Origin of the sequence: Bacillus sp. HY001, assembly GCF_007558965.1 — a bacterium.
GTDB classification, from domain to species: domain Bacteria; phylum Bacillota; class Bacilli; order Bacillales; family Bacillaceae_G; genus Bacillus_A; species Bacillus_A mobilis.
Map to the genome: position 1 here is coordinate 1 of NZ_VLTE01000021.1, position 26634 is coordinate 26634.

Here is a 26634-nt window from a genome sequence, read left to right on the forward strand (position 1 = left end):
TTAACATTCTCCGATCCCGATTTTCCTTTTATTATACAAGAAATACCCTATAGAATAGACTTTTTTCAAGTGTCTATTCTATAGGGTACATTTTATATCTTCTTTCCTTTTTTTATTTAAATTTCTATTACTGCACCACTTCATTTATTATATCTATTAATTGATGAATCCCCTCATCATTTGTTTTCGTATAGCCAATCATGTTTTGAATATATCTCTCCTTATTTGTATACAACTTATTTACTGCATGTATGAATACATTCATACTTACTTTGTCTTGGAGTATAACTTCTGCATATCCTTGCCGAGAAAAATATTCAGCATTTAAAACTTGATCTCCCCTACTGGAACTGTTAGTTAGCGGGATAAGCAACATTGGTTTCTTCAAGAATAGCAATTCAGAAATAGCAGTAGAACCCGCTCTCGAAACTACAACACTCGCCATATTTAGTATATGTGGCAACTCTTCCCCTATATATTCAAATTGCATATAACCTTCCATACCAATAGATGAATCCACCTTCCCTTTACCGCACATATGAACAATATTAAAATTTAATAGTAATGTTTCCAAACTTTCCCTTACCATATCATTTATCCATTGAGCACCTTGACTCCCACCCATAATTAACAATACTGGTTTATCTTGCTGAAATTTACAATAGCTTCTTCCCCACAATACGTTGCCCCTCTCAATTTCTTCCCTTACAATTGGTCCTACATAAACCTTCTTCTCATTACTTACATTTTCTCCTGTCTGAGGAAATGTTGTGCATAGTTTTGTAGTAAAAGGTAATGCTATTTTATTTGCTAATCCTAACGTACTATCTGGTTCACGTATTATTACGGGTACTTTATTCATCCACGCTCCTATTACTACAGGAACGGACACAAATCCTCCTGCCGAAAAAATAACATCTGGTTTTATTCGTTTCATCAATTTATAACTTTGTATGCAACCTTTTATTATTTTAAAAGGATCTTTAAAGTTCTCCCAATCCCAATATCTCCTAAGCTTTCCCGTTGAAATACTATTGTATTTCACATTTTGAACTAATAGTTTTTCAATTCCATTTTGAGATCCAATATACTCAACTCCCCATCCTTTTTCCATAAATTTAGGAATCAATACCATATTAATCATTACGTGTCCGGCTGTACCGCCCCCAGTAAAGAGAATCTTTTTATTCATAATTTATATCCACCTTTATCATTAAAAATCTTGTTTTATACTTATCTATTAAATGTAAGTAAACTTACTATTATTTATATATACATTTAACTCAAATCCTATATCTTGCAAAAAATCTTTAACGAGATCATAAAAATCATTTCCATACTCACTACATTCATACTGAGCAAAGACTTGAATTACCACCCTAGTTCCTGTACCTATTACTGGACTTTTCCTATCACCCTTTTTACCTTCCACATAAGCTCGACATTTATTTATCGCCTCATAGAGGCACAAAACATGCTCTTCCTCATCTTTCCAGTCCAGCGTATCAACAATTAAAAGAAATAGCGTATTTTGATTATCTATTGTTTTATAGCCATTCATATATTTCTTACACCCTTTTTATTTTTCATTGAATGCAGATTTCACTACACTTCGCATACTCGAGTACATCTTTTAATGATTGATGAAATTGAATTTCTGGGACCCAACCTAACCTTTTTATATCCTCTATTACTAAACTCTCATTTGATTCGCTCCCACTATGCTCTGCTTCTTTTATGGAAAAATTCAGCTGTGTTAATTCTTTGTATTGTTCTATTACATCTAATAAAGACCGTTTTACCCCTGATCCAATATTATATTGTTTTCCATTTTTTCCATCGCGTAATAACACATGATACGCTTTAACCGCATCACGTACATCTAAAAAATCCCTACTATCTTTCAAACTGTTTACTTCAATAATTGCTTCACTTTTATTCGACTCTATAGTTATCATTTTTTTTGCAAGAATAGAACAAATACCATTCGATACTCCTGGACCAATTAAATTCGAGGGCTTTGCAATGATAATATTTGAATTCATTAATTCACTCCACGCTTCTGCAATAATGACTTGCATCGTTTTACTTAAACTATATGGATTTGAAATTTTTATTTCGTTCATACTATCTGCTTGCAAAGCAGATCCTATAACCAAAGTTCTACAGTGAGGTGCTTCTTGCTTAATTGCTTCTAATAAATATAATGTCCCTATTACATTAATCTCTACATATTCAAGAGCAGCTGTCCAAGACTCTATGACCGAATTCCTTCCTGCTAAATGCAATACATAATCTGGCTTTATTCGTTTCATTACCTTCATTACTTCGCTCTTATTAGTTAAATTACAAGTAATACCATTCCCAATTGTTTCTCTATATGCACGATTTTGAAACATAGGGATTACATGAAAGCCCTGCTCTAAAAAATATTGGCAGGCATGACGTCCTGTGAAACCATTTGCACCAGTTATTAAAAGGCTCGCATTTTTTTTCATCGTAAAAACCCTCCTTTTTCTAGCATTTGTTTCACCTCACGTTTTGTAAGTAAGTCTTGTTGAGAACTAAAACTCTTTACATCCACTAGCCGATAACTAGCATAATATTCCTGCAGCCCTTCTATAGGAATAGTCGGTAGTACCACAAAATAATTTTGATCAAAACTTATACTTGTTTTACTCTCTACCTCAGATAAAAGCATTTCACTTAATTTTTCACCCGGTCTCATCCCTACCTCTTTTACCTTCACGTTTTCCTTTTTCGAATCTTCAATTAACACTTCTGCTAAATCTGTTATTTTGCATGCCGGCATTTTCATAACAAAGATTTCTCCACCTCTACCTTGATATACGGCTTTAAATAACAATTCAACAGCATCTTCAACTGTTAAGAAAAATCTAGTCATATTGGCATCGGTAATCCCTACTTGTGAAGATTTTTTAATTTGTTGTTTAAAAAGTGGTACTACACTTCCACTCGTTCCTAAAACATTTCCACCACGAACACAAATGAATTTTGTTTTCTTCGTTTGCATATTCGCATGAACCATTAATTTCTCACCAATTGCTTTTGTCATCCCATACGTATTTGATGGATCGGCCGCTTTATCCGTTGAAACATATATAACTTTCTCAACTTGCATCTGTATAGATGCTTCAATTACATTTTGTGTACCATGTATATTAGTTTTTATAGCTTCATAAGGATAATACTCACATACTGGAACATGTTTTAAAGCTGCAAGATGGAATACATAATGTACACCTTGGCAAGCATAGGCTAGTTGATCTTTATCACGAATATCTCCAATAATAAATTTTAATCTATCATCATTTATAAACTGTTGCTGCATTTCAAACTGAACCGTTTCATTTCTTGAAAAAACCCTAATTTCTTTCGGTGATTTTTCTAATAGTTGTTTTATAAGTTCATGTCCCCACGAACCTGTACCACCAGTAATTAAAATTATTTTATTTAGCATTTCTTTTCCTCCTACTACACATTTCAATTAAAATTGTATTTATAAAAATTTATTGAATTATTTTCAATTGATTTAAATCATAATCGTCGTTTGTTACATTTAATTGACAAAATAAAAAAACAGAAACTATTAAACATAGTTTCTGTTTTTCATTTCACCTCACAACAGTAAGATTTTTTATGCTTTTTGTATGATAACTAAATCCTTGTAAAAAACACCGCTCATTTATTTCTTATACTCGTAATAAAATAAATAGAATGACTCATAGCCAATAATCATGTTTAATTTTATGAAAAAGGGAGGTAATGGAATGTACCGAAGCAATTCAGATCATACATATAACGGACCTTCCAAAGCCCTGCCTCTCTCCCTATTCGATGTAAAAAATGAATTGAAACAAAAAAGCAAGTTCATTCATTCTGGCACGATGTATAAATTAACGAAAGAAGAGCAACTCATCATCAACAACATAAAAATACAAACAGAACAGCTAAATAAAAATAATGTGACGAGAACACGCGCATACTACCAATTTTACATTCAATATCCAGAAATACATTGGGCACTACTTGGGCATATGGTATCACGTAACGGCGGTTGGAATATGACTGATTTAAAGGGCGATTTATATACGAAAATTTTATCAGAGAAAGAGCAAATCACATTTTTTTCTTTTTTAGAAAGAGGGAATTGGCTTATTTTCCAAGATGTATATCCTCAATTTCTGCTTTATGAACAAAGTATAAAAAGAGCACAAAAACTATTTCACCTTCTTCCTCACCTAAATGTTTCTACATTTATGGAAACGATGTGGAACGATTTTTGGAAAACAGGTAACAAAAAAACATTAGCCATTGCAACTATTATTAATGAACAAAACTACTTAGAAAAAAGAGTGATACAAAATATACAATTTCAAAAGACTGTACTTAATAGTATTGGATTTAAACTCTTTGATTTCTTTCAGTTTAATCATATCCTTTTCCCATTCTACGAAAATGATAAGAAACACAAAGTATTACTATTTGGTGATACAATGAAACATTTCACTTCCTTACACGAACGAATCTTAATTGGAAAAAGGTTGTATTCATTATTATTTCGAGACACACATGTCTTATCTCAAATAATAAGCTGGGCCCAGCACCATCCACATACAGGATCAAGGAAAGATTACTGGCCTCATTTATTTTCAAGTGTAAATGAATCTTTTTCCCGTGAATTTTATAAGCGTCGAATAAAGAAATGCCAGTTGCGTAATGGCGCTCATCGTATATACAGTCCTGCACTCATCTATGCATGGCGAGATATGAAGCATGAAGAAGTTGACAGTGAAGATTGGTTTACGGACTGGCAAGTTGTAAATTACTTAGTAGATAAGGAGGAAAATATAAATGGACAAATTACAGAAGATTACTGTAAAACGCTCGAAAAAATTGAACTCGCCATTCTTGCAAAGAAAAACGTCCTTCTTCGAGAAGAAGAATAACCTTTTCGCATTAGTCGTTCCAATCTTACTCTCTTCTATGATTGGAACTTGCTTAGATGCTTTCTTCGTTGCGAAACAAATGTATTCCTTTCCGGTTAGACCGTTCTCATCCATATTTTCAATTAACATTGGCTTTACTTTGTTTGTACTACCGATTTTAACAACGATTTTCATACAAATTTCAAAAACTTTATCTGCAGTTTCTAGAATTCTATTTATTATTTCAATAGGTATTTGTGCCAGCATTTTTGAACAGGTTGCTGAAAGCTTCGGTTTATTTATTCATAGCTTGGATTGGAATCATACATACTCTTTATTCGGCTATATGATTTTCTTTTCTTTTATTTGGAAAGTATATCATTTCATGATTAATAAAAAAGAGTACTAAAAGGCTAACAAACATTTTAGTACTCTTTTTTATTATGTTTCACATACATATTATTACGCATATAATTCGGATAACTCAATTATTTTATTAACAATACTTTGTTCATCTGTTTTTAAACATGTGGACGCATGGCTCACTAATACTTCATGACTCCCAACACAAATACTTTCCTTAGCGTGTATAAACATTGACAAATCGTTTAAATCATTACCAAACACTACGAATTCCCTCTCTTTTATTCCTAATCGTTGTAACCCCATCCATTTATCAATATTTTCAGGGCTTATATCTACAATTCCCTCATTATCATGTTCATAAATACGTATAGGAAGTTCTTTCAACATATTCATAATATATGCTTTTTGAACATTATCAGGAAATAATACCACCTTTACTACTTCCTTAATTTCATCAATATGTACATTATTAGCCAATTGATTAGGGTCTATGTTTTTGTAGATAGGGTGATTCTCGCTTCCTGTATAAGAATAATTCCAATGACTATCTATCAAATATGAAAGGCTATGTTTCTCTATTATTGAATGTATAGCACTTACCGTTCCAGGATTAAAAGTTATAACTTCAATATTCTCCTTTCCCTTTGCAATAAATGCACCATTCCCACCAATCATTGAATAATGATGCATATGACTTGGTAGCACCGGTAATAAGTCCCTAATCGGTCTGGCTGATGCAAAAATAATCTCATGCCCTCTACTTTGACATACGTCTAGTGCCTGAATTATCCCTTTCGTTACTGCGTTCCCTTTAAAACAAATAGTACCATCAATATCAAAAATAAATTTCATATACATCACTCCTTTCTTTTTAATGTATATGAATTATTTTATAATAGACAGGACAGATGTCCCAAAAGGAGAAGCATTATGCAAAATATTGTAGATAATACCTTATTATTAAGCTACTTAAATAACGAGTACATAAAGAAGCTATTCCAACAATTCAATCATCCATTTGAAATCCGTAGATATGAAGCGAAAGAAGCTGTATTACACGAAGGCGAAACGATTGATGGCCTATATATTCAAATGTCGGGGCGTACAAAAATAACCTCAAGTGTAATTACAGGCAAAGCATTATTACTAAGATTTTGTTCTGCCGTTTCTATCATGGGAGATATTGAATTAATTCAGTCCGTAGATATACAATCTCATGTAACCTCTGAACAACAGACCGATTTTCTTTTTATCGATAAAAATTATGTAACAAGTTACTTATTACACGATGTAGTCTTCCTTCAAGAGCTCATTCATCACGTCACTTATAAACTACAAACCTGCACAACGGCTTCACGTATCAATTTACTAGCTCCTGTGGAAACACGCTTTGCTAGTTATTTATGTACAGCCCGAAATCCATCTCATTTATTTGGGCGCGAAATTCATACTAAAGATCATCATGAAATCGCCTCATTAATTGGGACAACTACCCGTCATCTTAATCGAGTCATCGAAAAACTAATAGCTAACAATATAATTCATAAAAATAATAAACAAATTGTTGTTGACGATTGGAAAGCTATTGATACCCTTTCAAATGGACTACGATATGAATAAAAAATTTAATAATTATATAGATTCTCCCTATAATAAAGAGACCGTTTTTACAACGATCTCTTCCTAAGCATAATCTTCAGTTATTGCTAATGATGCGGGATTTTGAAGACTTTTTGAACGTAAACGGTAGGCTACGATTTTCTTCTTATATTGCTTGATTACATCAACATGTTCCTCATGGCTATATAGAGAAAACCTAATCTCTTTATTCCCTTTCTTCGTGTTAATAACGATCGGTGTTCCTTCCCCGTGCGGTGGGAAATAATGTTTATCTAAAAATAAAGCTTCATTAAATTCATGAATAACTTGTAGTTTCATTTCTCCCTCTATATTTTTTCCATCTATCGATATAGAGGTATTCTCTTCCTCAAGTTTTTGATGCAATTCAAATCTACTAATAATTGATTCTACAACAGAAGTTGGCATACTAGAAACTAGTACTTTAAGAGCGCCAAAAATAAATAATGTAACTATAAACCATGTTGTCATTTTCATCATCTCCATTACATTTTAAAATATAAATTTCGTTCCATACGGTATAAATATACTAATGAGTATTCCAGTTACAATCATCGTCACTGAACCAATCGTCGCCTCTTTCTCGCCTTCCTTCACGAGACGGCTCACACCAATAATATGTGATGCGCATCCCATCCCCACTCCTTTTCCAATCGTACTTGTTATTCGGAAAAACTTCAGTACTGTCGGTCCGATCATAGCACCTGTTATTCCTGCAACTACTACGAAACTAGAAGTCATAGATGGAATACCACCAATTTGATCCGCTAATGATATGGCGATAGGCATCGTCGCTAATTGCGGCAGTGTCGTTAATATGAGTTCCTTATCTATATTTAACATACCGCCAATCACTACATTCATACTCGTTAAAGCCACTATACCTACAGCTACGCCGATAAGTATCGACAAAAAGTTTTTCATAAGTATGTTTCGCTCTTTAAATAATGGTATCGCTAACGCTACAATTGCAGGACTCAATAAACCGGAAAGAATATCTCCCCCATTTGCTCTATACTCATGATGAGAAATACCAAAAATTAAAAATAAGCAAATCATACTTACTGTAACTGTTAGCACCGGTAACGTAAATGGAAACGGAATTTTTTTATATAACTTTGTCGCCAATACATACATTACTACAGTAATAATAATTAAGACCATTTGCATCTTGCACCTTGTCGATTTTATTTTTTTGATGTTACTAATAATTGACTTATATACCCTGAAATAATCAAAGTTACTACCGTGCTCACAACTACTAAAAGAAATATAACGCTCCCTTTACTGAAAAGAAAAGACCCATATTCCATCAGCCCTGTTGTCGAAGGAATTAGAAATAACGGTAAAAAGACAATTAATTTTTCCGCCCCGTCCTCAAACCACTTTAATGATAAAATACGAGTAGAAAGGAGTAGAAACAGCATTAACATCCCAATTAAACTTCCTGGCATTGATAGATGGAATTCTCCCTGAATCCACGTACCAACTAAACTAAATACATATAGCACTCCTACTTGAAGTAAAAGCGTCACGTACTTCATTTCTTTCCCTCATTTCAATATTACACATCTCTATTATGAAATCTCATTTAACGTTTTAGCAAACCTTGTCATTCCCAGCTGAATTTGTTCGGCATTTACTCTCCCAAAAGTAAAACGAATATATTCACTTTTAGTACCTAAAACACTACCCGGGACAAACGCTACACCATTTCGTATAGATTCGCCTAATAAATGATATTCATCAAACGTTCCTTGCACTTTGCACCATAAATGTATTCCACCCTCTGGAACAAAAAATTCAACCTGGTCCCCCAATATTTCTTCAAGCTTTCTAATTAACACATCTCTTCTTTCTTTCAATTGTTCACGAAGCATTGTAATATGTGCATGAAAATCTTCTGATTCTAAAAATTGATTTGCCACCCACTGCGTAAATACGCTATGGCCAAAATCAACTTGCTGCTTCGCATCCGCTAAACGTTCAATTACACGTGTAGGGCCAATTACCCAGCCAATACGTAATCCTGATGCAACAATTTTTGATAATGAACTTATATAAAGAACATTCCCGTTTTGATCCATTGATTTTAATGTTGGATTCACTTCTCCATTAAATGACGTTAAGCTATACGGATCATCTTCTACAATCGGTATACCAAATTCAGAAGACAGTTCTAAAATCTTTTTACGTCTTGCTAATGAAAGCACTGTTCCCGTTGGATTTTGATAATCTGGATTCAAAAATACCATGCGAATACGATGCTTTTTATGCAAATCAATTAAGTCATCTGGATTCATTCCATTCTGATCAACAGGTAGATGGAATATTTGTAAGCCCGCGGATTTAAACATCGGCAATGAAAAACAATACGACGGATCTTCAATTGCAATCGCATCGCCAGGTTTTAATAAGCATTGCACGATAAGATTCAGTGCCTGTTGTGCTCCAGATGTAATAAGGATAGCATTCGAATCTGCTTCAATTTGTTTATATTGCTGAACATGTGCTGCAATTGTTTTTCTCAACATTTCATTTCCAAGTGGATGGTCATAACCGAGGTTTTCCATAAATGTTTTCTCCGACAAAATCGTTCGGAATCTATCACTTGGAATTAACTCTGGTGATAATTCACCACTCGCTAAATTAATTAAGTCGTTTTTTTGTGTTTCCGTTCTAATTTGTTGAACGAGTGGTACATTAGGTAAGAACGACCCATCCTCAACGTACCTACCCCAGTTCGGTATTCGTTTATGTGAAACACCCCATATGTCTGTATTCACCCGTGTTCCGCTTCCTTTTTGCCGTTCTACTACTCCAAGTGATTTTAATTCTTCATACGCAGCTACTATTGTACTCCGGTTCACCTGCAATTCTTTTGCTAACATACGCTCAGAAGGTAACTTGCTGTCAGAAGGAAACTCACCTGAAGAAATACCCCTTTCAATATAATCAGCTATTTGTTTATATACAGGCGTCTTATCTGTACGATTTGGTTTCCATTCCATCCTGTTGCCCCCTCCCTTATTCAAGTAATAATAGTATGAATCAGTCACATTTTCTTATCCTTAAATGAATATATCCAAAATGGTTCTTCCTCTAACCATTCAACTGTTTCTCGCACACCTTCTTCATACTCTCTTTTTAGCTCCGTTACTTTCGTCGCAAATTGTGATGCATGTGCTTGCAACGCCTCGAGCTTTTTGGGAACATATTCTTTCACTTTATTTTTAAAATGCGGAGGGCCTATTTCCGCTTCATGATTATTTGAAAAAGCTACCGCATAAAATGTTGGTCTTTTATTTTCCGGAATATGAGCTAACGCCTCGGCTACCGCTTCTCCTGTTGCATCATGATCTGGATGAACTGCATATCCCGGATAAAAAGAAATAACCAATGAAGGGTTCAATTCTTCCACACAGTTTTGTATGACACGTCTTAACTCTCCAGGAGTTTCAAATTCAAGAGTTTTATCACGATATCCCATCATACGTACATCTTTAATCCCTAAAATATTTGTAGCCTTCTTTAGTTCCTTCTCTCTTATCGCATATAATGATTCACGTGTTGCAAAAGGAGGATTTCCCATCGCTCTCCCCATTTCACCTAACGTTAAGCAAACATAAGTAAGCGGAACATTTCGCTGCGTATAAGCTAAAATTGTACCTGCCACGCAATATGACTCATCATCTGGGTGCGGAAAAACAATTAAAACGTGGCGTTCATTTTTTATCAAAATCATACTCCTCCATCATATACAATATTAACTTTTTTCTTTCAAAACTATTAAATCACTACCGCATACCACGTTACCCCAACAAGTAGTACGAAAAGAAGAAGAATATAAATAGTTGATAAATTTTTCACATTTCTCTTTGTAGACTTGCCGTAATTCTCCTCTACATTTCGTGCTACTAGCACGGTGCCGAACAGCGATCCAATTACAATAATAACGACTAGTGAAATTGCAAAACTCATTGTATTTTCACCTCTCTACAGACAATCTATTTTAATAAAGAACTTTCTCTTTAAAACGTTAATAACATACTACCTTTCTTCTCTTATCATAATGGATGTTTGCAAAAAACGGACCAACCACTTTTGTGTTTTTTTGCTCATCCACTTTGAAAATAAAAAGCAACTGATCACTTATGATCAGTTGCTTTTTCACAGGATTATCTACACCCGTTTTCATATACAATTAACATGTATTATGATGATTTTCCTAATTCAACTAATTCTTCTTCCGAATCAGGACGTAATAAAGAGACTACAATACCAACCAATAAGCAAATAAAGAATGTTGCAGCCTTGGCAGATACAAACACTTCAAGCGGTGAAAGTGACCAAATGATTGCACTGAAAAATCCAACAATAATCGTCGCAATAACACCTGCGCCCGACATACTTTTCCAAAAAAATATTAATAAAATAATGGCTGAAAATGTGTTACCAATACCCGCCCATGCAAAAGATACGAGACTGTAAATTACAGATCCAGATTTAAGTGAAATAAATATACCAACTATACCGCTCATAACCGCTACAATGCGAGATAAATGAACTAGCTTTTTACTTGAAATATTCCAGCGTAATGTTTTATGAATAATATCCTCACTAATAGAAGTTGTAATGACTAATAATTGCGATGAGGCAGTCGACATAATCGCCGCTAAAATACCTGCAATTATTATCCCCGCTATCCATGGCGGTAATATATCAAATACCATATGAGGTAAAATCATCTCTGGATCGTCTATTGTTCCTTGTTTATATAAAGTTGAAGCGAAGATGGCAGATAAAAAGGCACCAATGTATACGACTAAAGTCCAAAGAATCGCCATATTACGACCTGTAATACGCTCTTTTTCAGTCGTAATTGCCATAAAACGAGAACTTAATTGTGGTTGACCACCTAGCCAGCCAAAAAACCATGATACATTTGTAAATAACATTGTACCTAGGGCGATTCCATTTAAGCCACCAACCCAACTATCTGCACCATTTTCCATTTCGGCAAGCTCAGTTGAAATGCTTAATCCTTGGTTTTGAATTTCCATAAAAGCTGCAATGGGAACGATAATAAATGATACAAGCATTAAAAAGCTTTGAATCGTATCTGTCCATACTACGGACATAAAACCTCCCATACAAGAGTATGCAATAATGATTATGGCAATAATAATCGTTCCCCATGTAATATTAAAACCAGAGAATGAATAAACCGTTTTCCCCATCCCGGAAAATTGTGCTGCTAAATAGCAAACAAAGAACAACACAAGAACAATGGAAGCTAACCAACGGATGACATCCGCATGCTTTGGAAATTTCACAGCTATGTAATCGGTTAAACTGTTCACCTTATATTTTTGTTGTTCCGTCATAAAACGTTTTGATAAAAATATCCATGAAAAAATAACTCCTAAAAACATGCCAGACAAAATCCAAATGCCTGATAAACCAGCTACATAAATAAATCCAATTGCCCCTAAAAACATATAGGCTGATTCTCCTGTTGCACGCTCTGAGAAAGCTAATGCCCATCCCGGAAGTTTATTCCCTCCTAAAAAATAGTCGTTGTGTGATAAATCTTTTTTGCTGAAATATATACCAATTGCGAGCATCGCAAGCAAATATATAAAAATTTCAACATATACAACAGTTTGCATGACTTTATTCCTCCATCTGATTAAAGTTAACAATACCTATAGGTTTTATCAGATAGTATTTCGGTTTTTTTTATTTGTCAATAGTTTGATTCTAAATTCGAGGCAAATTTCTTACATATTTCTAAAAATTCTAAAGCACCTGGAGAAAGATGAATACTACGATTATGAGCAATTCCGACCTTCCTAACATACGACTCATAAAATTTTTTTCGGATAAGATGATGTGGTGCATGAATTAAAAGCGATTTTGGTACAATTGAAATCCCTAAATTTTCATTTACCATTGATAAAATAACTTGATCAACAGAAAAATCATACACAATATTTGGGTGTATTTTATTTTCAGTTAAGATACGTGACACATCACGATCAATCGTTCGTTTTGGCATAATCCATCTTTCATTTTTCAACTGTTCTAAGTGCAGTTTCTTTGCATTAGCTAACGGATGTTGCTTTGCCATAATGCACACGAGTTCATCATTAAAAACATGATTAAACAGAAGATGTTTTGAATGTGGCTCTACTAAAAATCCAATATCAACAACCCCATTATGTAGCCATTCCTCAATTTGATCATAATCCCCTTCCATCAAACGAATATTTAAGTTTGGGTGATGCTCCTCAAAATACGCTAACACTTTCGGTAATAAAACGAGTGACACACTTGGAAGTATACCAACAGATAATGAACCTCCAATAAGATTCTTTAAATCAGCAACTGCACTTTCAAGATGTTGCTGTTGCTTTAAAATTTTTGAAATATGTTCATAAACAACTTTTCCTTCGTTCGTCAAAACAATATTATTTCGATTACGGATAATAAGAGCTAAGTTTAGTTCTGCTTCTAAGTTGCTAATAGCGTGACTAATAGATGACTGTGTAAGATTAAGCTTTAAACCAGTTGCAGTAAAATTCCCTGTATTGATGAGTGTATGAAATGCTATATATTGTGCTAATGTAGCCATTGTCTAACTCCTTTTATGAATTTTTTTCATACTTGAATACAAAAACATTCATTTGATTTATTTTCATACCCACCTCTATAATAAAAACAAAAACCAAGTAAATCAATACGAATTATTGAGGGGTGCAGAAAACATGGCAGAGGAAAAATTGATGATGAAGGCCTTATCCATGGACATCATTACAGCAAAAATGTTTACTGAATTACATGTATCTATTACAGAAGAGTATGATGAACGTGGACAGAACTTAATCCAAAAAGGGTTAGAAGCTTTCGGGCTGAAAGATGCTGAAGCGATGGCAAAAAAAGCAACTGCAGAAGGTGAAAACCATACCTTCTTTGAATATTTACCGCAAACCGTTGAATGTGAAGAAAAATTTTCTAACTTAACTACGTATGCACGTTTTTCAAAAATGTTTGCACAAATTGCAAAACAAGTTGTTGATGAATATGGGACGGAAGGCGAGCAAGTCATCATGCGAGCAGTTGAACGTTTCGGTCAAAAACGAGGAGCTGGAATTGCACAGCGCGCGCGAACAAATGGCCTAGACAATTCGATTGAAAATTATTTAACAAACTATGATATGGGACGCAGTGATTTATTTGAAATAGATACCATCTACAAACCAAATGAGATTGAACAAACATTTACTCAATGTCCATTTGGTCAACAATGGGCCGATGATGAGATGGGTAAATACGGTATCCTGTATTGCAAAGTAATCGATCCATCCATCGCAAAAGGATATAATAAAGATTTTGAAGTCGTACATGATCGATTTGTACTTCGCGAAGGTCAATGTCATTTCCAATTCCAAATGAAAGAACAAATGTAATGGTTAATAATAATCGGTTGTTAGACCGCCTTCAACACTTAAGCGAAATTGGTCGCAATGAAATAACTGGTGGCATTAATCGCTTTTCTTTCACACATGAAGAACAGCTAGCTATTAACCTTATAACCTCCTTCATGGAAGAAGCGGGTATGACAGTCACTATTGATGCAGTTGGAAATGTTATTGGCACATTTGGTGAAGATAATGAAACTATTATGCTAGGCTCACATATCGATACAGTACCCGAGGGCGGAAAATATGATGGTGCTTTAGGAGTTCTAGCCGCAATTGAGGTTGTGCAAACAATCCATGAACAACGATTAGCACTTTCAAAAAAAGTACAAGTAGTTGCATTTAAAGACGAGGAAGGAACACGTTTTGGATTTGGATTAATTGGTAGTCGTGCAATGGCTGGCCTTTTAACCGCTAAACAATTACAACAAAATGATACAACTGGCATTACTATTGAAGAAGCTATGAAACAATTCCAATTGTCCCCCCTTCCCTTAGACAAAGTTAAACGTAACGATATAAAAGCATATTTAGAAATGCATATTGAACAAGGAAAAGTATTAGAAAATGAAGAATTACCCGTGGGTATAGTTTCAGGAATCGCTGCACCGTTATGGCTAGAAGTTACAGTTACAGGAATTAGTGAGCATGCTGGTGCAACGCCAATGCCAATTCGGCATGACGCTCTAACAGCAGCAAGTGAAATGATTTTATCCATTGAACAGATGCTGAATAACACGATAACTTCTGTAGCAACTGTTGGGAAACTAAATGTAGAACCGAACGGTGTAAATGTCATTCCAGGTAAAGTAACGTTCACTGTGGATATCCGTGACATAGAAGAACAAAAAATAAGCACATTAGAAACTAGTATCATAGATCAACTACAAAAAATTGCTAGGCGTAGAAATGTTACGATACATTCAAAAGTGTTACAACGTGTCAAACCTGCAAAAACAGATGCTATCTTAAATCGACAACTAACAAAAAGTATCGAAAAAAATGGAATACGTCCTTATTTATTAATAAGTGGTGCCGGACACGATGCGATGAACATTGCAGCTGTGGCACCAATCTGTATGTTGTTCGTCCGCTCCAAAGATGGTATTAGCCATAACCCGTTAGAACATAGTTCAGATGAAGATATCATAATCGCAACGAATATTTTTTATGATACAGTCGTTGAGCTTGCAAAATAATTTTTCTATATAATAGAAGAAAACCCAAATAAGAAGGCATCTGATTTTTTTCAGATGGCTTCTTATTTAAATACCAGTAACCCTTTACTCATTATGTGGATGAGTAATTCCTTAAAGACTATTCCCTCGGATATTACATACCTTACGAAAACAAACACATTCCCCCTCACTATACATATAGCTATTTCCTACCACTCATAATTTGTTATACACTAAGAAAATAGAAAACAAACTATTCGTTAGCAGGTGAAAGAATATGTATGATGTTACAATTATCGGCGCTGGAGTAAGTAGCATTTTTATGGCTTATTCACTAGCTAAAAGTAACAAAAAGGTTTTAATTCTAGATAAAGGTAAAGCGCTAGAAGATCGTCATTGTCCTTTAGACGATGGAAAAGCGTGTACTTGTACTACATGTGCTAAATATTTTGGGTTTGGTGGTTTAGGAAAATCGGAAGGGAAGTTTAATTATACAAACGGATTTGGCGGAGAACTTGAGCAAAAAGTCGGTAAAGAAGGCTTTATACAACTCATGGCTGAAGTAGATGAAATTCTATGTCAGTTCGGAGGAAGTTCTGTTTCAAAATATTCTACAGAAAATCCAACTCTCAATAAGAGAGCTGAAGCGTGTGGCTTACGAATGCTAACAACAGAAGTAAGGCATCTTGGCACTACCCTTTCAAGTGAGATTTTTCAGCAACTCTATGAATCTTTACTTACGAAAATAAATATACAATTTCATATAGATGTGCAACATATTATGAAACAGAAAGATCATTTTACAATAGAGACAAATGAAGGAACAGTTCAATCTAAGCAACTAGTATTTGCAACTGGACGTTCCGGAGCGGATTGGTTAAAAGAAATGTGCACTTCTCTTAATATTTCTCAGGAGCAAACTCGTGTTGATTTAGGTATTCGAGTAGAGATGAAAGAACACCAATTACGTTCTATATTAAAAGATACATTTGAGACTAAACTTTCTTATGAGCATGAACACTTCACAGCAACTACGTACTGTATGAATCCGAAAGGACGCATTATTAGAAAGTACGAAGAAGGTTTAGTTATGCCTGATGGTCAAAATTTCCGAGAGAAAGGAACTGGCACACCTAACTTAAATTTCACTTTATTTATCCCGCGCTATTTTTCAACTCTCAAAGAAGCAAATGTATACGCAAATTCAATCATTAAAAACATCAACCAAGGACAAGATCGGATTGTTATACAGCGCTTAGAGGATTTACTAAATAAACAACCTACAACAGAGAACGACATAAAACATAACCGTATACAACCTACACTACAAGGAGATTATGGAGATTTAAATACAGAAATTCCTCCATTATATATTGAAGGACTTAAAGAATTTTTATTACGCTTAGAACAATTCATCCAAGAACCGATCGATAAAGATACTTTATTATATGGAATTGACGGAAAATTCTATGCTCCTACGATAAAAATCAATAACCACTTTGAAACAAGTGTGCATGGGCTATTTTTAGTTGGAGATTGTTCCGGCGTCACTCATTCATTATCTCAAGCTGCTGCAAGTGGGTTGTATGTTGGAAAATATTTATCTCACATTTAATTTCTTTCATTAAGATTGCAATCAAATATTTTAACTTCCATAGTAATAGCTTACTAACGATTCTGCCGCAAAGAATCCGGGTTTTATGAGATACATATTTAACATAACCATTGACATTCAATTCTAACAAATTGAATGTCAACAGGTTTAAAAGCCTCTATTCATTTCCCTTTTCATTTGTTCGATATTTTGTAACATCATCATAGTGTTTAATATGTTAGGATGTCTATAAGTATTTTTTACTACAACTATGACTTTTTCTGCTCTGTTTCTAAAAAATAGATTTACACTTTAAAATTCCTCATTATACGTATATGAATACTTCATATTATTTCATTTAGAAAACATAAGCTAAATGGTTCATCACACTCTAATAGTTATAAAAATATAATATATAACACAAGTTAAATAAATTGTATAAAGAAGGTGTAAAAATGAAAAATAAAATCAATTTACAAATGAAAAATATAAGCTTTGTTTTAATAATTGCTTTAGCAGTATGGTTAAAAACATATCTTATTACAAGATTCAGTTTTGATTTAAAAATTGAGTCTTCTACACAAGAGCTTATTTTGTTTATTAGCCCTCTCGCTGCATCATTAGCATTTGTCGGATTAGCATTATTTGCAACCGGTGAAAAGAGAAATTATATCGCGCTATGTATTAATCTCTTATTAACAATCGTACTTGTTGGGAATGTAATGTTCTATGATTTTTATAGCGATTTCGTTACGTTACCAGTACTTGGGCAAACATCAAACTTCGGCCAATTAGGCGGTAGTATTATAGAAATATTGAACTACAAAATTATACTCGCATTCGTAGACATTATTTTCTTCTTTATTTTATTGAAGAAAAAATCAATAGTCTTCCAAACAGGACGTGTAACTCATCCGGCACGCTTACTATATTTTCTTTTAACGATTAGTGTATTTTTTGCGAATTTACATCTTGCAGAAAAAGAGCGACCTGAACTATTAACGAGATCATTTGACCGAGTCATGCTTGTTAAAAATTTAGGACTATACACTCATCAAGTATATGATTTAACACTACAAGTAAAAGCAGGTTCACAAAAAGCACTTGCTGATAGCAGTAAATTACAAGAAACAGAAAACTACGTAAAGGCAAACCAAAGTGAACCGAATCCTAACATGTTTGGTGCAGCGAAAGGAAAAAATGTAATTGTCGTTACTCTTGAATCCCTACAAACCTTCTTAATAGGCGCATCAGTTAACGGGCAAGAAGTTACACCATTTTTGAATCAATTCATAAATGAAAGCTATTACTTCGATAACTTTTTCCACCAAACTGGGCAAGGAAAAACGTCCGATTCTGAATTTCTAATCGATACGTCATTGTATCCATTAAATCGAGGAGCTGTATTTTTCACACACGGTAACAATGATTACACTGCGACTCCAGAAATTTTACGTCAGCAAGGTTATTTCACTTCTGTATTCCATGCGAATAACGCAACATTTTGGAATCGTAACATTATGTACTCTGCTCTTGGTTATGATCGTTACTATAACGAACTTGATTACAAAATTACGCCCGAAACAAATTTAAATTGGGGATTAAAAGATATCGAATACTTTGATCAATCTGTAGATATATTAAAAACGGTTGATCAACCATTTTACGCTCGTTTCCTTACGTTAACGAACCATTATCCATTTACGTATGATGAAGATACAAAATTCATTGAACCATACAACTCTGGTAATGGCGTATTTGATCGTTATATCGTAACAGCACGTTACTTAGACGAATCCATCAAAAAATTTATTGAGCGTTTAAAAGCCGAAGGAATGTATGATGATTCTATTATTGTATTGTATGGTGATCATTATGGTATTTCTGAAAAACATAATCGCGCAATGGCACAGTTTTTAGAAAAAGATCAAATAACAGAATTTGATACTTTAAATTTACAACGCACACCTTTATATATTCATATGCCTGGCCAAACAGAAGGTCAAACGATTTCAAAGCCTACGGGACAAATCGATATGAAACCTACTATTCTAAATTTACTTGGGATTGATACGACGAACGATATTCGTTTTGGCCATGATATGTTTTCAGATGAATATACCGGATTTGTTGTTTTACGTGATGGCAGCTTTATTACAGACAAGTATGCATACACAAACAACACTTTCTACGACCGCATAACAGGTGAAATTGTGGATTTACCAAAAAAAGAAGCACAAGCACTCATTAACCGTGCACAAAATGAATTACGAATGTCTGACAAAATTATTGAAGGTGATTTATTACGTTTCTCAGAAAGTAATAAAATTAAAACTGGCGAAGTACAAACTAAAATTAAAGAAACTGAAAAATAATGTAAATATGAAAAGGGAGCAACTCATTACAGTTGCTCCCTTTTACTCTCTTATAACATATGATGCAATGTCGTATAAGAACTTTTATTCTACGCTTGTTTCCAAAGTTACATCTGTATAAGTATGATTGTCACCTATATTTAAAATTACTTCACATTGACGTAATCTCAATTCAAAGAGCTTGATAGAATCATGATAGACTTCAGGATTTGATTTCATTTTATGTAACATCTCTTGTTTTTCTTGTATTTCCAAATGAGTGTTTTCTACAGCTTGTTTCAAGGAGTTAAATGGATTCCTAAAGAATATATGAATATCCCTCTCTTGCGTGTTCTCAAATAGCTCAAATTGCAAGAAAAACTTCCTCATAATAGAAGCTGTTACCTCGGTATAATCCTCATTTTCAACATACTGTTTATATTTGTTATATAGCATAGTTTTGTTTTTAGGAAGAACCCCAAATAATTTACCGGCACTTTTCAGTAAAAATTGTGCTGGCGTAAATCGACGTAAAATATTTACTTCATCCATTTGTATTCTAGTCGTCATTCTGTCAGTATCTCTGCGCCAGTCATCAAGCACTTTAAAATCACATGCTAACTGTATTCGATTTTCTCCAAATAAAGAATTAAGTCCTTCACTAAGTTCTTCTAGGTACGATTGACTCTGAAGGAGCTCATTATTAGAAGTTGCAATCCAATTTTGCATAGAAAGAGCAAGATTAGGTAATACCGTTTGTTCTAGGTATTTATGCACTCTTTCATTCATTGCTTTATTTAGTTCCGTATCCATATGCCCGAAATTACTTTCTTCACTAATTAAATCCGAACACCCTTGTAATATCTTCGGAATATTTTCAGTAAGATCATTCGTAATTTCAGTTTTCATTGTACGATATGATTGTGTAATAAAATGAATTTTTTCCTTCTCAAAAGCAGTAAGATTATTAGTACTACCATTTAGTTTCACTAGCATATCTTCATTCCAATTAATCGCATCCACTAAATTATTTTCTTTCTCAACGCGTTTATCTAAAAGATATGTAATTGTTTTTCGAATGAAAAACAATAGCTTTTCAGTACGTTCTACATCAATATCTTTATGATTACAGTTAAAATGAATAAACTCCGTTAACTCATTTAATTGTTGACTACTTGTATATAGCGAAGAATAAGGGAAAATTCTCGCATGCGGGAAATATGTGTTTATTCTAGCTTGCGTATCATATAATACTCTTTTCACTTCTGCTTCACTGTATATGTTATCGATTTTATTTAATAAGAAATGAATTTGTAAATTTGGTGTATGTTCTTGAATGCTTAATAGAATGTCACGTTCTTTGTCAGTAAAAGGTGAATCCGCATTCAATACGAATAGTAATTCGTCTACGGAATTTAAATATTCGAATATCTCATCCCTAGTGTCGTTATTTCTATTAAATCCAGGTGTAACTACAAATGTAAGTTTATTTTCACTTAAAAATATGCATGGTAATTTAAATTCCACACATGCTCTCTCTCTATATGATTGATGGTGTTGAGACATCATATTATGGTAATCAGAGACATCTTCCGTTGTTGTAATTGCAGAGTCTGTTATGGCGTTAATTTCTGTATGAGCATCATTTTTTAAAACTACTACATTTGAAATTGATTTTCCTACTATATTTTCTCCTAATATAGAGTTAATAAATGTAGTTTTTCCGTTCCCTGAAGTTCCTGTTACTAAAATGCGGTTTGTGCTTAAATCTGCGAGTTCGCCAACTAACCATCTAAATCGGTGACCCATTTCTATATTATGCTCTTGTGCCCACTTTGTAATAGATTCAAAAAGATGCAAACTATACTCTAAGCCATTCACATGATTAATAGAATATAACAACAGGTTTTCCGCATGTTTTATATTTGCTGAATCTATTTTAGAAGGGAAAATCTCATCCCATGCCAATACAGCTGCTGATGGAAATACAGCATAAGATGGATTGACTACCTTTAACCAATTTGTTAACAAGTTTGGAATGATGTCGTGCAATTGTGTAAGCATATATTGACCTTGAATTAATTCAAAGTACGTTTCTTCGTAAAGAGAAGAAATTTTGTTCCATATATCGGACGAATGTATTTCAATATGTAAGAAAAATTCATTTATTGTATTAAGCCATAATAAGTAATTTTGTTCATTTTTATAACTATTCCAAAGTGATGAAACCATTTGCGTAAATTGTACTTGATCTACAGTATTTAACGTAACTAATACTTCATAGAAATAATCTGGTGAAATATGTTTAGTGAATCCTTTATCAATATATCCTTTTAAAACCTCAAACCACGGATAAGATTCTGTTCGAATTAACTCATTCACAGCAAGCTCTACTGCACTATCAAAATCTTGCTGCTCCTCATAAAAAGAACGGGCAATTTTTGTGACATTCGGGTAATCGGGATTTAAAGAAACCGCTTCTTTAATAACAGAGAAAGCGGAATCAAAATTATTTTGCTCTATGTAAAGAGAAAGTAATTGTAATCCAATTTCGGTCATCAATATTTTATTATCAGTAGTAATAGAAGTATACACATTTTCAGCAACTGATAATTGATTCAGTTCGAAATAAGCATCCGCAATATTTTTTTGTGCCCACGGCGCTAATTCATTACTAACTTTTTCCCATTTAAAAATAGCAGCTTCAAAATCTTGATGACGATAATAAAACTCACCTTGTGCAAAACGAATATAAGATCCATCAGAAATCTCATTTCTTTCTTCGTTTACATAAACTTCCCCAAGTACGTCAAGAGGTGGTTTTGTTTCATTCTCCATTAGGAATGTTTCATAATACATCTTTTTTATTAATTGTTTTTCTACTCTCATCTTTTCCCCCACTATATCTTGAAAATACATTTTTAAGATATGTCAATACTTTTTGTATGTATGCTTTTTATCTTAACAAAGAATATCTTGTGGAAAATTTCATTTTCCTTTCATTTTTCAAGTAAGATTGAATTTTTATGAGAAAAGTTTCAGTTTTTTTTCAATTTCCTTTCAGTTTTGAAACAGCATTAAATGTTCCTAATAACCTAATAACACTATAATCTCTCGCATTATATTATCAGGAAAAGCCTATATAAACCATATTATAAAAACAATTTATAACGAATATATATGCAAAACTCCTTTCACTAATAAATGAAAAAAATCATTATCATACATTTCTCACATTGTTTTTCTTTGAAATATTTCAGTAAGTACAGAATTAAATTCCATTAACCTATATAAATAACTAGTCCAAAAAAAATCTATATGCATATCATGTTATAGTAAAGAATTCAGGAAATCCTAAAAGGAGGCATTTTCATGTTTGAAGATAAATCTAAAATAAACTACCCATATGAATTTACTGAAACTACAACAATCCCGCTAAAAAATCCCATCAATAAAAACTTCAAAAACGGCTCTGGTACACATACTTTCCCAATTAAAAAACACTATAAAGAACAGGTGTTATATACGGAAAAAATTAATAATAATAAAAACAAATAACCTTATAGGCCCTTATAACAATTAATCAAATAAGAATCTATATTAGACCTTGTATAGTTATAGGTAATAAATAAATCTTTCTTATACAACTCATGTACTTTTAAAAAGTGCTGATATACAGCGCTTTTTTATACATAGATAATAGAAGAACAAAAAAGGTATGGATATTTTCCACACCTTTTTTGTTCTTTACTATTTATAAATGGCGTATGTCCATATTCATTTCATCCAATGGTACTTTAATGGGCCTTCTAGAAGTCATTGAATCGAATTTATACCTCTTCCAATCCATATTATTGCTCTATCATATATATTTTAAAATTTACCAAACACTGTTTCAAAGCAACTTAGTTTTCGTAAAATATTTTTTGTTTTCGTTGGAACGGATAGACTTTAATTTCATCCGTATCTAAATTTTCATGAAATAAATGAACGGCTATAATTTGTCTACAATCGTAGGTATGATAATAATATGTTCCAGACTCCATACACATTACGCTTGTATAAATGGTATTATCTAATGCACCTTCTTCTGTTATTACTCCGCCTTTAGGAACCTCGCAATTTGATAAGATATGAAATAGGGCCGACACTCCCTCTTCTTCACTATCTATACCTTGAATGTTTTGTTTACCATATGCTGCTCGCACAAACCTTGATGGCGGGGTGAAATCCCCTGGAAGTCCCATTGAGCCTGAGCCCTGACCAAAAGCACTTAATGGTAAGTTACTCCACTCAGTTGGCGCGAATGGCTGCGATTTAAGGCCAATATATTGTCTTAAATTTTGCAAATGCCAATTAAACTCCGGACTATTCGTCATCACTCCTAGTGGGTTATCATACATTTTTAACCCTTCATTTGTCGGCTCCAGTACAATACAATCTCCCCATTTATCCGCTAAAATCCAATGTAGCGGTGGCGTAAGTCCTAAATCCGGTAATGGTATATCCAAAAAGGTAAGGCTATCTACAGATTTCTTTAACTCTTTGACAGAATTAAATTGTGTGAGACTCCAAGTCACAAAATCAAATGGAGCTAAATTCGTATTGTTGTCATCTATGCTTTGACTATAAGTAGCGAATCCTGGAAAATAGAGTGTTGCACATGTCATACCTGCTTCATTTACTCCGTCCGCCATAATGATCCTTCCTTGATGATTAATTCCCATTCCAACCGTAGCATGTTTCGTATTAATGATTTCACCAGTTATATTATTCCACCGGTAATGTCGAGGAATGATTATTACTTCTTGATTCATATCTAATGTGAAGTCCATCGTTCTTGCAAAAAGGTGCTGACCGTTTTTTGTCTGTAATGTCAAACTCGTACACATAAAGAACACCCCATTTTATGGTTTTATCTACACTTTACATAATTCTGATAAATCTGTAAATTAAAAACCTCTTTCTTCACAAAAAAATGAGAAAACACATATAATTTATAAATGGGTTAAGTTTATAAATAAATTTAAAAAAAGGAGCGACTTGTTACTATCGCTCCTTTTTTTCTCTCTATATTTTATTAAAATAACCATGATTCATTTTTTCTCTATGGACAGTATCCCTACATAACCCTCTTAAACATCTTCTCCAGCTCATAAGTAGAATGATGCACAAGAATTGGCCTTCCGTGCGGGCATGTGTATGGGTTTGTTGTTGTACGTAGTTCTTCCAGTAAAGCAAATATTTGATCGTTCGTTAAATATTGATTTGCTTTAATGGACGCTTTACAACTCATCATGATGGCTGCTTCTTCACGTAATTTTTTAATATCAACTTTTTTTAGTTTGACGACTTGTTCCATCATTTCGTCGATAATTTCTGTTTCTTGACCTTTTGGGAACCACGTTGGATGTGAGCGGACGATAAAGGATTGATGACCGAATTGCTCTAGGAACAGTCCAACTTTTTTCAGTTCTTCTAGTTGCTCTTCGACACGTAAAAATTCAGTAAGAGATAAGTCAATACGGTATGGTACAAGTAGCTCTTGTACTTCTTGCGCTACTCTTCCTACTTTATCACGGAAGTATTCATAATTAATACGTTCCTGCGCAGCATGTTGATCAATCATATATAAGCCTTTATCATTTTGAGCGAAAATATATGTTCCATGCATTTGTCCAATTGGATAAAGCGGTGGTAAATCATTACCGTTCATTTCGATCTCTTCTATTTCCTGAACTTCTTCTTCCAATTCCTCTAATTCAAAGTCTTCATCGTTACTGTTCCACGATTTCTCTTCTCGAATTGGTTCTTCCATTACCGGTTTAGTAGATGGCTTCCAACTTTGTTCTTCTCTTACGAGCGACTGTGGTGGTTGCCATTCTTTCTTCGGCGGTTGCCACAGTTGGGCTGGCTGTTTCACTGCCAGTGGTTCTTCTCGTTTTTCATCCATGCCCGTCGGTAAAATGATTTCCGGCATAGATGGCTCTTTCGGCTTCGCATGCTCAAACTTGAACTGTTCTTGCACACTTTCATCTTTTTCTTTTTTCTTCGTTGTTACACCTGCATCTGGGATGAGCTGTATTTTTTTAAATGCTGCTTGCAATGTTTCTTCGATAAGTTTTAGCAATTCTTGTTCTTTACTAAAACGAACTTCTAATTTCGCAGGATGTACGTTAACGTCAACAAGCATTGGATCCATTTCAATCGATAAGAAGCCAATTGGGTATCGTCCGACTGGCAATAATGTATGGTATCCTTGCTGAACGGCTTTCATTAATACGAAATTTCGAACATAGCGACCATTTACGATCGTTGACATATAATTTCGAGATGCTCTCGTTACTTCTGGTAATGTTACATAACCTTTAATTGTGAAATCTAAAGATTCAGCTTCAATTGGAATAAGCTTCTTCGCAACTTGAATGCTATAAATTGATGCAAGTACTTGTCTTACATCACCATTTCCTGATGTGTGAAGCAATTTCTTTTCGTTATGAAACAGCTTTAACGATACTTCTGGATGTGACATTGCGATACGATACACGATATCTGTAATATTCCCAAGCTCTGTATGAATGGTTTTCATATATTTAAGACGCGCTGGTGTATTAAAGAATAAGTTTTGTACTGTAATATCTGTTCCTTTTCGGCTCGCTGTTTTCTCCTGCTTTATAATGTCTCCACCTTTAATCATAAGGTGCGTACCAGGCGCATCACCTGTGCTCGTGATTAATTCTAATTCACTAACTGAGGCAATACTCGGCAATGCCTCACCTCGGAAACCGAGTGTTCTAATGCGAAACAGATCGTTCTCATCTTTAATTTTGCTCGTTGCATGTCGTTCAAAAGCGACAATACAATCTTCTTCTGCAATGCCATCCCCATTATCAATGATGCGAATTTTTGATAAACCAGCTTCTTCTAAGTGGATTTCAATAGATGTACTATTCGCATCGATAGAATTTTCCACAAGTTCTTTTACGACTGAGGCAGGGCGCTCTACTACTTCCCCTGCCGCAATTAAATTAGAGAGTTGATCATCGAGTTTGCGAATTTTCCCCATCTACT

Annotated in this window: 24 protein-coding genes; 8 read left to right on the top strand and 16 right to left on the bottom strand. The window is 33.9% G+C overall.

Annotated features, from left to right (window positions below; genetic code table 11):
• Positions 1-127: 127 nt before the first annotated feature.
• The 4 genes from FOT98_RS11875 to FOT98_RS11890 are packed head-to-tail and all read right to left on the bottom strand — an operon-like array spanning position 128 to position 3481.
• Positions 128-1192, bottom strand: coding sequence for an undecaprenyldiphospho-muramoylpentapeptide beta-N-acetylglucosaminyltransferase (locus tag FOT98_RS11875; protein WP_063260376.1), 1065 nt, complete (start codon positions 1190-1192; stop codon positions 128-130).
• A gap of 48 nt (positions 1193-1240) precedes the next feature.
• Positions 1241-1561 carry a DUF6572 domain-containing protein gene (locus FOT98_RS11880; RefSeq protein ID WP_063260377.1) on the bottom strand — a complete coding sequence of 107 codons (321 nt, stop codon included), beginning with the start codon at positions 1559-1561 and terminating at the stop codon, positions 1241-1243.
• Positions 1562-1586: 25 nt separating this feature from the next.
• Positions 1587-2498: an SDR family oxidoreductase gene (locus FOT98_RS11885; protein ID WP_063260378.1), complete on the bottom strand. Its 912-nt coding sequence runs from the start codon at positions 2496-2498 to the stop codon at positions 1587-1589.
• Positions 2495-3481, bottom strand: a complete 987-nt coding sequence (locus FOT98_RS11890) for a UDP-N-acetylglucosamine 4,6-dehydratase family protein (protein ID WP_063260379.1) — start codon at positions 3479-3481, stop codon at positions 2495-2497. Before FOT98_RS11890 ends, FOT98_RS11885 begins: the two co-directional genes overlap by 4 nt.
• A 310-nt stretch (positions 3482-3791) precedes the next feature.
• Here FOT98_RS11890 and FOT98_RS11895 point away from each other — a divergent pair, with 310 nt between their 5' ends.
• Both FOT98_RS11895 and FOT98_RS11900 read left to right on the top strand, forming a co-directional pair.
• On the top strand, positions 3792-4970 hold the full coding sequence (locus tag FOT98_RS11895; protein WP_063260380.1) for a DUF2515 domain-containing protein: 1179 nt from the start codon (positions 3792-3794) through the stop codon (positions 4968-4970).
• Entirely contained in the window at positions 4876-5358 is a 483-nt protein-coding gene (locus tag FOT98_RS11900; RefSeq protein WP_235607919.1) for a CBO0543 family protein, read from the top strand. The genes FOT98_RS11895 and FOT98_RS11900 overlap by 95 nt, the downstream gene beginning before the upstream one ends.
• Positions 5359-5411: 53 nt before the next feature.
• Here FOT98_RS11900 and FOT98_RS11905 read toward each other — a convergent pair whose 3' ends face one another.
• Positions 5412-6167 carry an HAD-IIB family hydrolase gene (locus tag FOT98_RS11905; RefSeq protein WP_063260381.1) on the bottom strand — a complete coding sequence of 252 codons (756 nt, stop codon included), beginning with the start codon at positions 6165-6167 and terminating at the stop codon, positions 5412-5414.
• Between the two features lie 78 nt (positions 6168-6245).
• Between FOT98_RS11905 and FOT98_RS11910 the strand changes: the two genes are divergently transcribed.
• Entirely contained in the window at positions 6246-6935 is a 690-nt protein-coding gene (locus FOT98_RS11910) for a Crp/Fnr family transcriptional regulator (protein ID WP_063260382.1), read from the top strand.
• 63 nt (positions 6936-6998) lie between these two features.
• On the opposite strand, the gene FOT98_RS11915 is transcribed toward FOT98_RS11910, so the two are convergent.
• The 8 genes from FOT98_RS11915 to FOT98_RS11950 all read right to left on the bottom strand — a co-directional run bounded on the left by FOT98_RS11915 (position 6999) and on the right by FOT98_RS11950 (position 13590).
• The gene (locus tag FOT98_RS11915; RefSeq protein ID WP_073516037.1) at positions 6999-7424 is read right to left on the bottom strand and encodes a YfmQ family protein; all 426 of its coding nucleotides are present in this window, start codon (positions 7422-7424) and stop codon (positions 6999-7001) included.
• A gap of 21 nt (positions 7425-7445) precedes the next feature.
• Positions 7446-8117, bottom strand: a complete 672-nt coding sequence (locus FOT98_RS11920) for an LrgB family protein (protein WP_063260384.1) — start codon at positions 8115-8117, stop codon at positions 7446-7448.
• Between the two features lie 23 nt (positions 8118-8140).
• A complete protein-coding gene (locus FOT98_RS11925; RefSeq protein WP_063260385.1) occupies positions 8141-8497 on the bottom strand; it encodes a CidA/LrgA family holin-like protein in 357 nt (118 codons plus the stop codon).
• A gap of 33 nt (positions 8498-8530) precedes the next feature.
• A complete protein-coding gene (pdxR, locus tag FOT98_RS11930; protein ID WP_063260386.1) occupies positions 8531-9964 on the bottom strand; it encodes a MocR-like pyridoxine biosynthesis transcription factor PdxR in 1434 nt (477 codons plus the stop codon).
• Positions 9965-10008: 44 nt separating this feature from the next.
• Positions 10009-10689, bottom strand: coding sequence for a bacillithiol biosynthesis deacetylase BshB2 (bshB2, locus tag FOT98_RS11935; RefSeq protein ID WP_063260486.1), 681 nt, complete (start codon positions 10687-10689; stop codon positions 10009-10011).
• A gap of 53 nt (positions 10690-10742) precedes the next feature.
• The gene (locus FOT98_RS11940) at positions 10743-10934 is read right to left on the bottom strand and encodes a hypothetical protein (protein ID WP_061678165.1); all 192 of its coding nucleotides are present in this window, start codon (positions 10932-10934) and stop codon (positions 10743-10745) included.
• A gap of 233 nt (positions 10935-11167) precedes the next feature.
• Entirely contained in the window at positions 11168-12625 is a 1458-nt protein-coding gene (locus tag FOT98_RS11945; RefSeq protein WP_063260387.1) for a sodium/proline symporter, read from the bottom strand.
• Positions 12626-12702: 77 nt separating this feature from the next.
• Positions 12703-13590 carry a LysR family transcriptional regulator gene (locus tag FOT98_RS11950; RefSeq protein ID WP_063260388.1) on the bottom strand — a complete coding sequence of 296 codons (888 nt, stop codon included), beginning with the start codon at positions 13588-13590 and terminating at the stop codon, positions 12703-12705.
• A gap of 133 nt (positions 13591-13723) precedes the next feature.
• Between FOT98_RS11950 and FOT98_RS11955 the strand changes: the two genes are divergently transcribed.
• The 4 genes from FOT98_RS11955 (at position 13724) to FOT98_RS11975 (ending at position 19584) form a co-directional block, all read left to right on the top strand.
• Complete coding sequence (locus tag FOT98_RS11955) at positions 13724-14425, top strand: L-2-amino-thiazoline-4-carboxylic acid hydrolase (RefSeq protein ID WP_088028719.1); 702 nt, start codon at positions 13724-13726, stop codon at positions 14423-14425.
• Complete coding sequence (locus tag FOT98_RS11960) at positions 14389-15636, top strand: Zn-dependent hydrolase (protein ID WP_235607921.1); 1248 nt, start codon at positions 14389-14391, stop codon at positions 15634-15636. The genes FOT98_RS11955 and FOT98_RS11960 overlap by 37 nt, the downstream gene beginning before the upstream one ends.
• A gap of 256 nt (positions 15637-15892) precedes the next feature.
• The gene (locus tag FOT98_RS11965) at positions 15893-17230 is read left to right on the top strand and encodes an NAD(P)/FAD-dependent oxidoreductase (RefSeq protein ID WP_063260390.1); all 1338 of its coding nucleotides are present in this window, start codon (positions 15893-15895) and stop codon (positions 17228-17230) included.
• Positions 17231-17664: 434 nt separating this feature from the next.
• Positions 17665-19584, top strand: coding sequence for an LTA synthase family protein (locus FOT98_RS11975; RefSeq protein WP_063260391.1), 1920 nt, complete (start codon positions 17665-17667; stop codon positions 19582-19584).
• Positions 19585-19668: 84 nt separating this feature from the next.
• Here FOT98_RS11975 and FOT98_RS11980 read toward each other — a convergent pair whose 3' ends face one another.
• Positions 19669-22452, bottom strand: a complete 2784-nt coding sequence (locus tag FOT98_RS11980; RefSeq protein ID WP_063260392.1) for a dynamin family protein — start codon at positions 22450-22452, stop codon at positions 19669-19671.
• Positions 22453-22935: 483 nt separating this feature from the next.
• Here FOT98_RS11980 and FOT98_RS11985 point away from each other — a divergent pair, with 483 nt between their 5' ends.
• Positions 22936-23121: a hypothetical protein gene (locus FOT98_RS11985; RefSeq protein WP_000461128.1), complete on the top strand. Its 186-nt coding sequence runs from the start codon at positions 22936-22938 to the stop codon at positions 23119-23121.
• A 347-nt stretch (positions 23122-23468) separates the two neighbouring features.
• On the opposite strand, the gene FOT98_RS11990 is transcribed toward FOT98_RS11985, so the two are convergent.
• Positions 23469-24455, bottom strand: a complete 987-nt coding sequence (locus FOT98_RS11990) for a choloylglycine hydrolase family protein (RefSeq protein WP_063260393.1) — start codon at positions 24453-24455, stop codon at positions 23469-23471.
• 230 nt (positions 24456-24685) lie between these two features.
• Positions 24686-26629, bottom strand: a complete 1944-nt coding sequence (mutL, locus tag FOT98_RS11995; protein ID WP_063260394.1) for a DNA mismatch repair endonuclease MutL — start codon at positions 26627-26629, stop codon at positions 24686-24688.
• Positions 26630-26634: the final 5 nt, after the last annotated feature.

Coding starts and splice junctions, on each gene's coding strand:
- FOT98_RS11950 (WP_063260388.1), bottom strand. CDS start 13,590: ATGGCTACATTAGCACAATATATAGCATTTCATACACTCATCAATACA.
- FOT98_RS11885 (WP_063260378.1), bottom strand. CDS start 2,498: ATGAAAAAAAATGCGAGCCTTTTAATAACTGGTGCAAATGGTTTCACA.
- FOT98_RS11875 (WP_063260376.1), bottom strand. CDS start 1,192: ATGAATAAAAAGATTCTCTTTACTGGGGGCGGTACAGCCGGACACGTA.
- pdxR (WP_063260386.1), bottom strand. CDS start 9,964: ATGGAATGGAAACCAAATCGTACAGATAAGACGCCTGTATATAAACAA.
- FOT98_RS11975 (WP_063260391.1), top strand. CDS start 17,665: ATGAAAAATAAAATCAATTTACAAATGAAAAATATAAGCTTTGTTTTA.
- FOT98_RS11915 (WP_073516037.1), bottom strand. CDS start 7,424: ATGACAACATGGTTTATAGTTACATTATTTATTTTTGGCGCTCTTAAA.
- FOT98_RS11965 (WP_063260390.1), top strand. CDS start 15,893: ATGTATGATGTTACAATTATCGGCGCTGGAGTAAGTAGCATTTTTATG.
- FOT98_RS11990 (WP_063260393.1), bottom strand. CDS start 24,455: ATGTGTACGAGTTTGACATTACAGACAAAAAACGGTCAGCACCTTTTT.
- FOT98_RS11905 (WP_063260381.1), bottom strand. CDS start 6,167: ATGAAATTTATTTTTGATATTGATGGTACTATTTGTTTTAAAGGGAAC.
- FOT98_RS11880 (WP_063260377.1), bottom strand. CDS start 1,561: ATGAATGGCTATAAAACAATAGATAATCAAAATACGCTATTTCTTTTA.
- FOT98_RS11980 (WP_063260392.1), bottom strand. CDS start 22,452: ATGAGAGTAGAAAAACAATTAATAAAAAAGATGTATTATGAAACATTC.
- mutL (WP_063260394.1), bottom strand. CDS start 26,629: ATGGGGAAAATTCGCAAACTCGATGATCAACTCTCTAATTTAATTGCG.
- FOT98_RS11945 (WP_063260387.1), bottom strand. CDS start 12,625: ATGCAAACTGTTGTATATGTTGAAATTTTTATATATTTGCTTGCGATG.
- FOT98_RS11920 (WP_063260384.1), bottom strand. CDS start 8,117: ATGGTCTTAATTATTATTACTGTAGTAATGTATGTATTGGCGACAAAG.
- FOT98_RS11985 (WP_000461128.1), top strand. CDS start 22,936: ATGTTTGAAGATAAATCTAAAATAAACTACCCATATGAATTTACTGAA.
- FOT98_RS11895 (WP_063260380.1), top strand. CDS start 3,792: ATGTACCGAAGCAATTCAGATCATACATATAACGGACCTTCCAAAGCC.
- FOT98_RS11955 (WP_088028719.1), top strand. CDS start 13,724: ATGGCAGAGGAAAAATTGATGATGAAGGCCTTATCCATGGACATCATT.
- FOT98_RS11910 (WP_063260382.1), top strand. CDS start 6,246: ATGCAAAATATTGTAGATAATACCTTATTATTAAGCTACTTAAATAAC.
- FOT98_RS11960 (WP_235607921.1), top strand. CDS start 14,389: ATGTCATTTCCAATTCCAAATGAAAGAACAAATGTAATGGTTAATAAT.
- FOT98_RS11890 (WP_063260379.1), bottom strand. CDS start 3,481: ATGCTAAATAAAATAATTTTAATTACTGGTGGTACAGGTTCGTGGGGA.
- FOT98_RS11940 (WP_061678165.1), bottom strand. CDS start 10,934: ATGAGTTTTGCAATTTCACTAGTCGTTATTATTGTAATTGGATCGCTG.
- FOT98_RS11925 (WP_063260385.1), bottom strand. CDS start 8,497: ATGAAGTACGTGACGCTTTTACTTCAAGTAGGAGTGCTATATGTATTT.
- FOT98_RS11900 (WP_235607919.1), top strand. CDS start 4,876: ATGGACAAATTACAGAAGATTACTGTAAAACGCTCGAAAAAATTGAAC.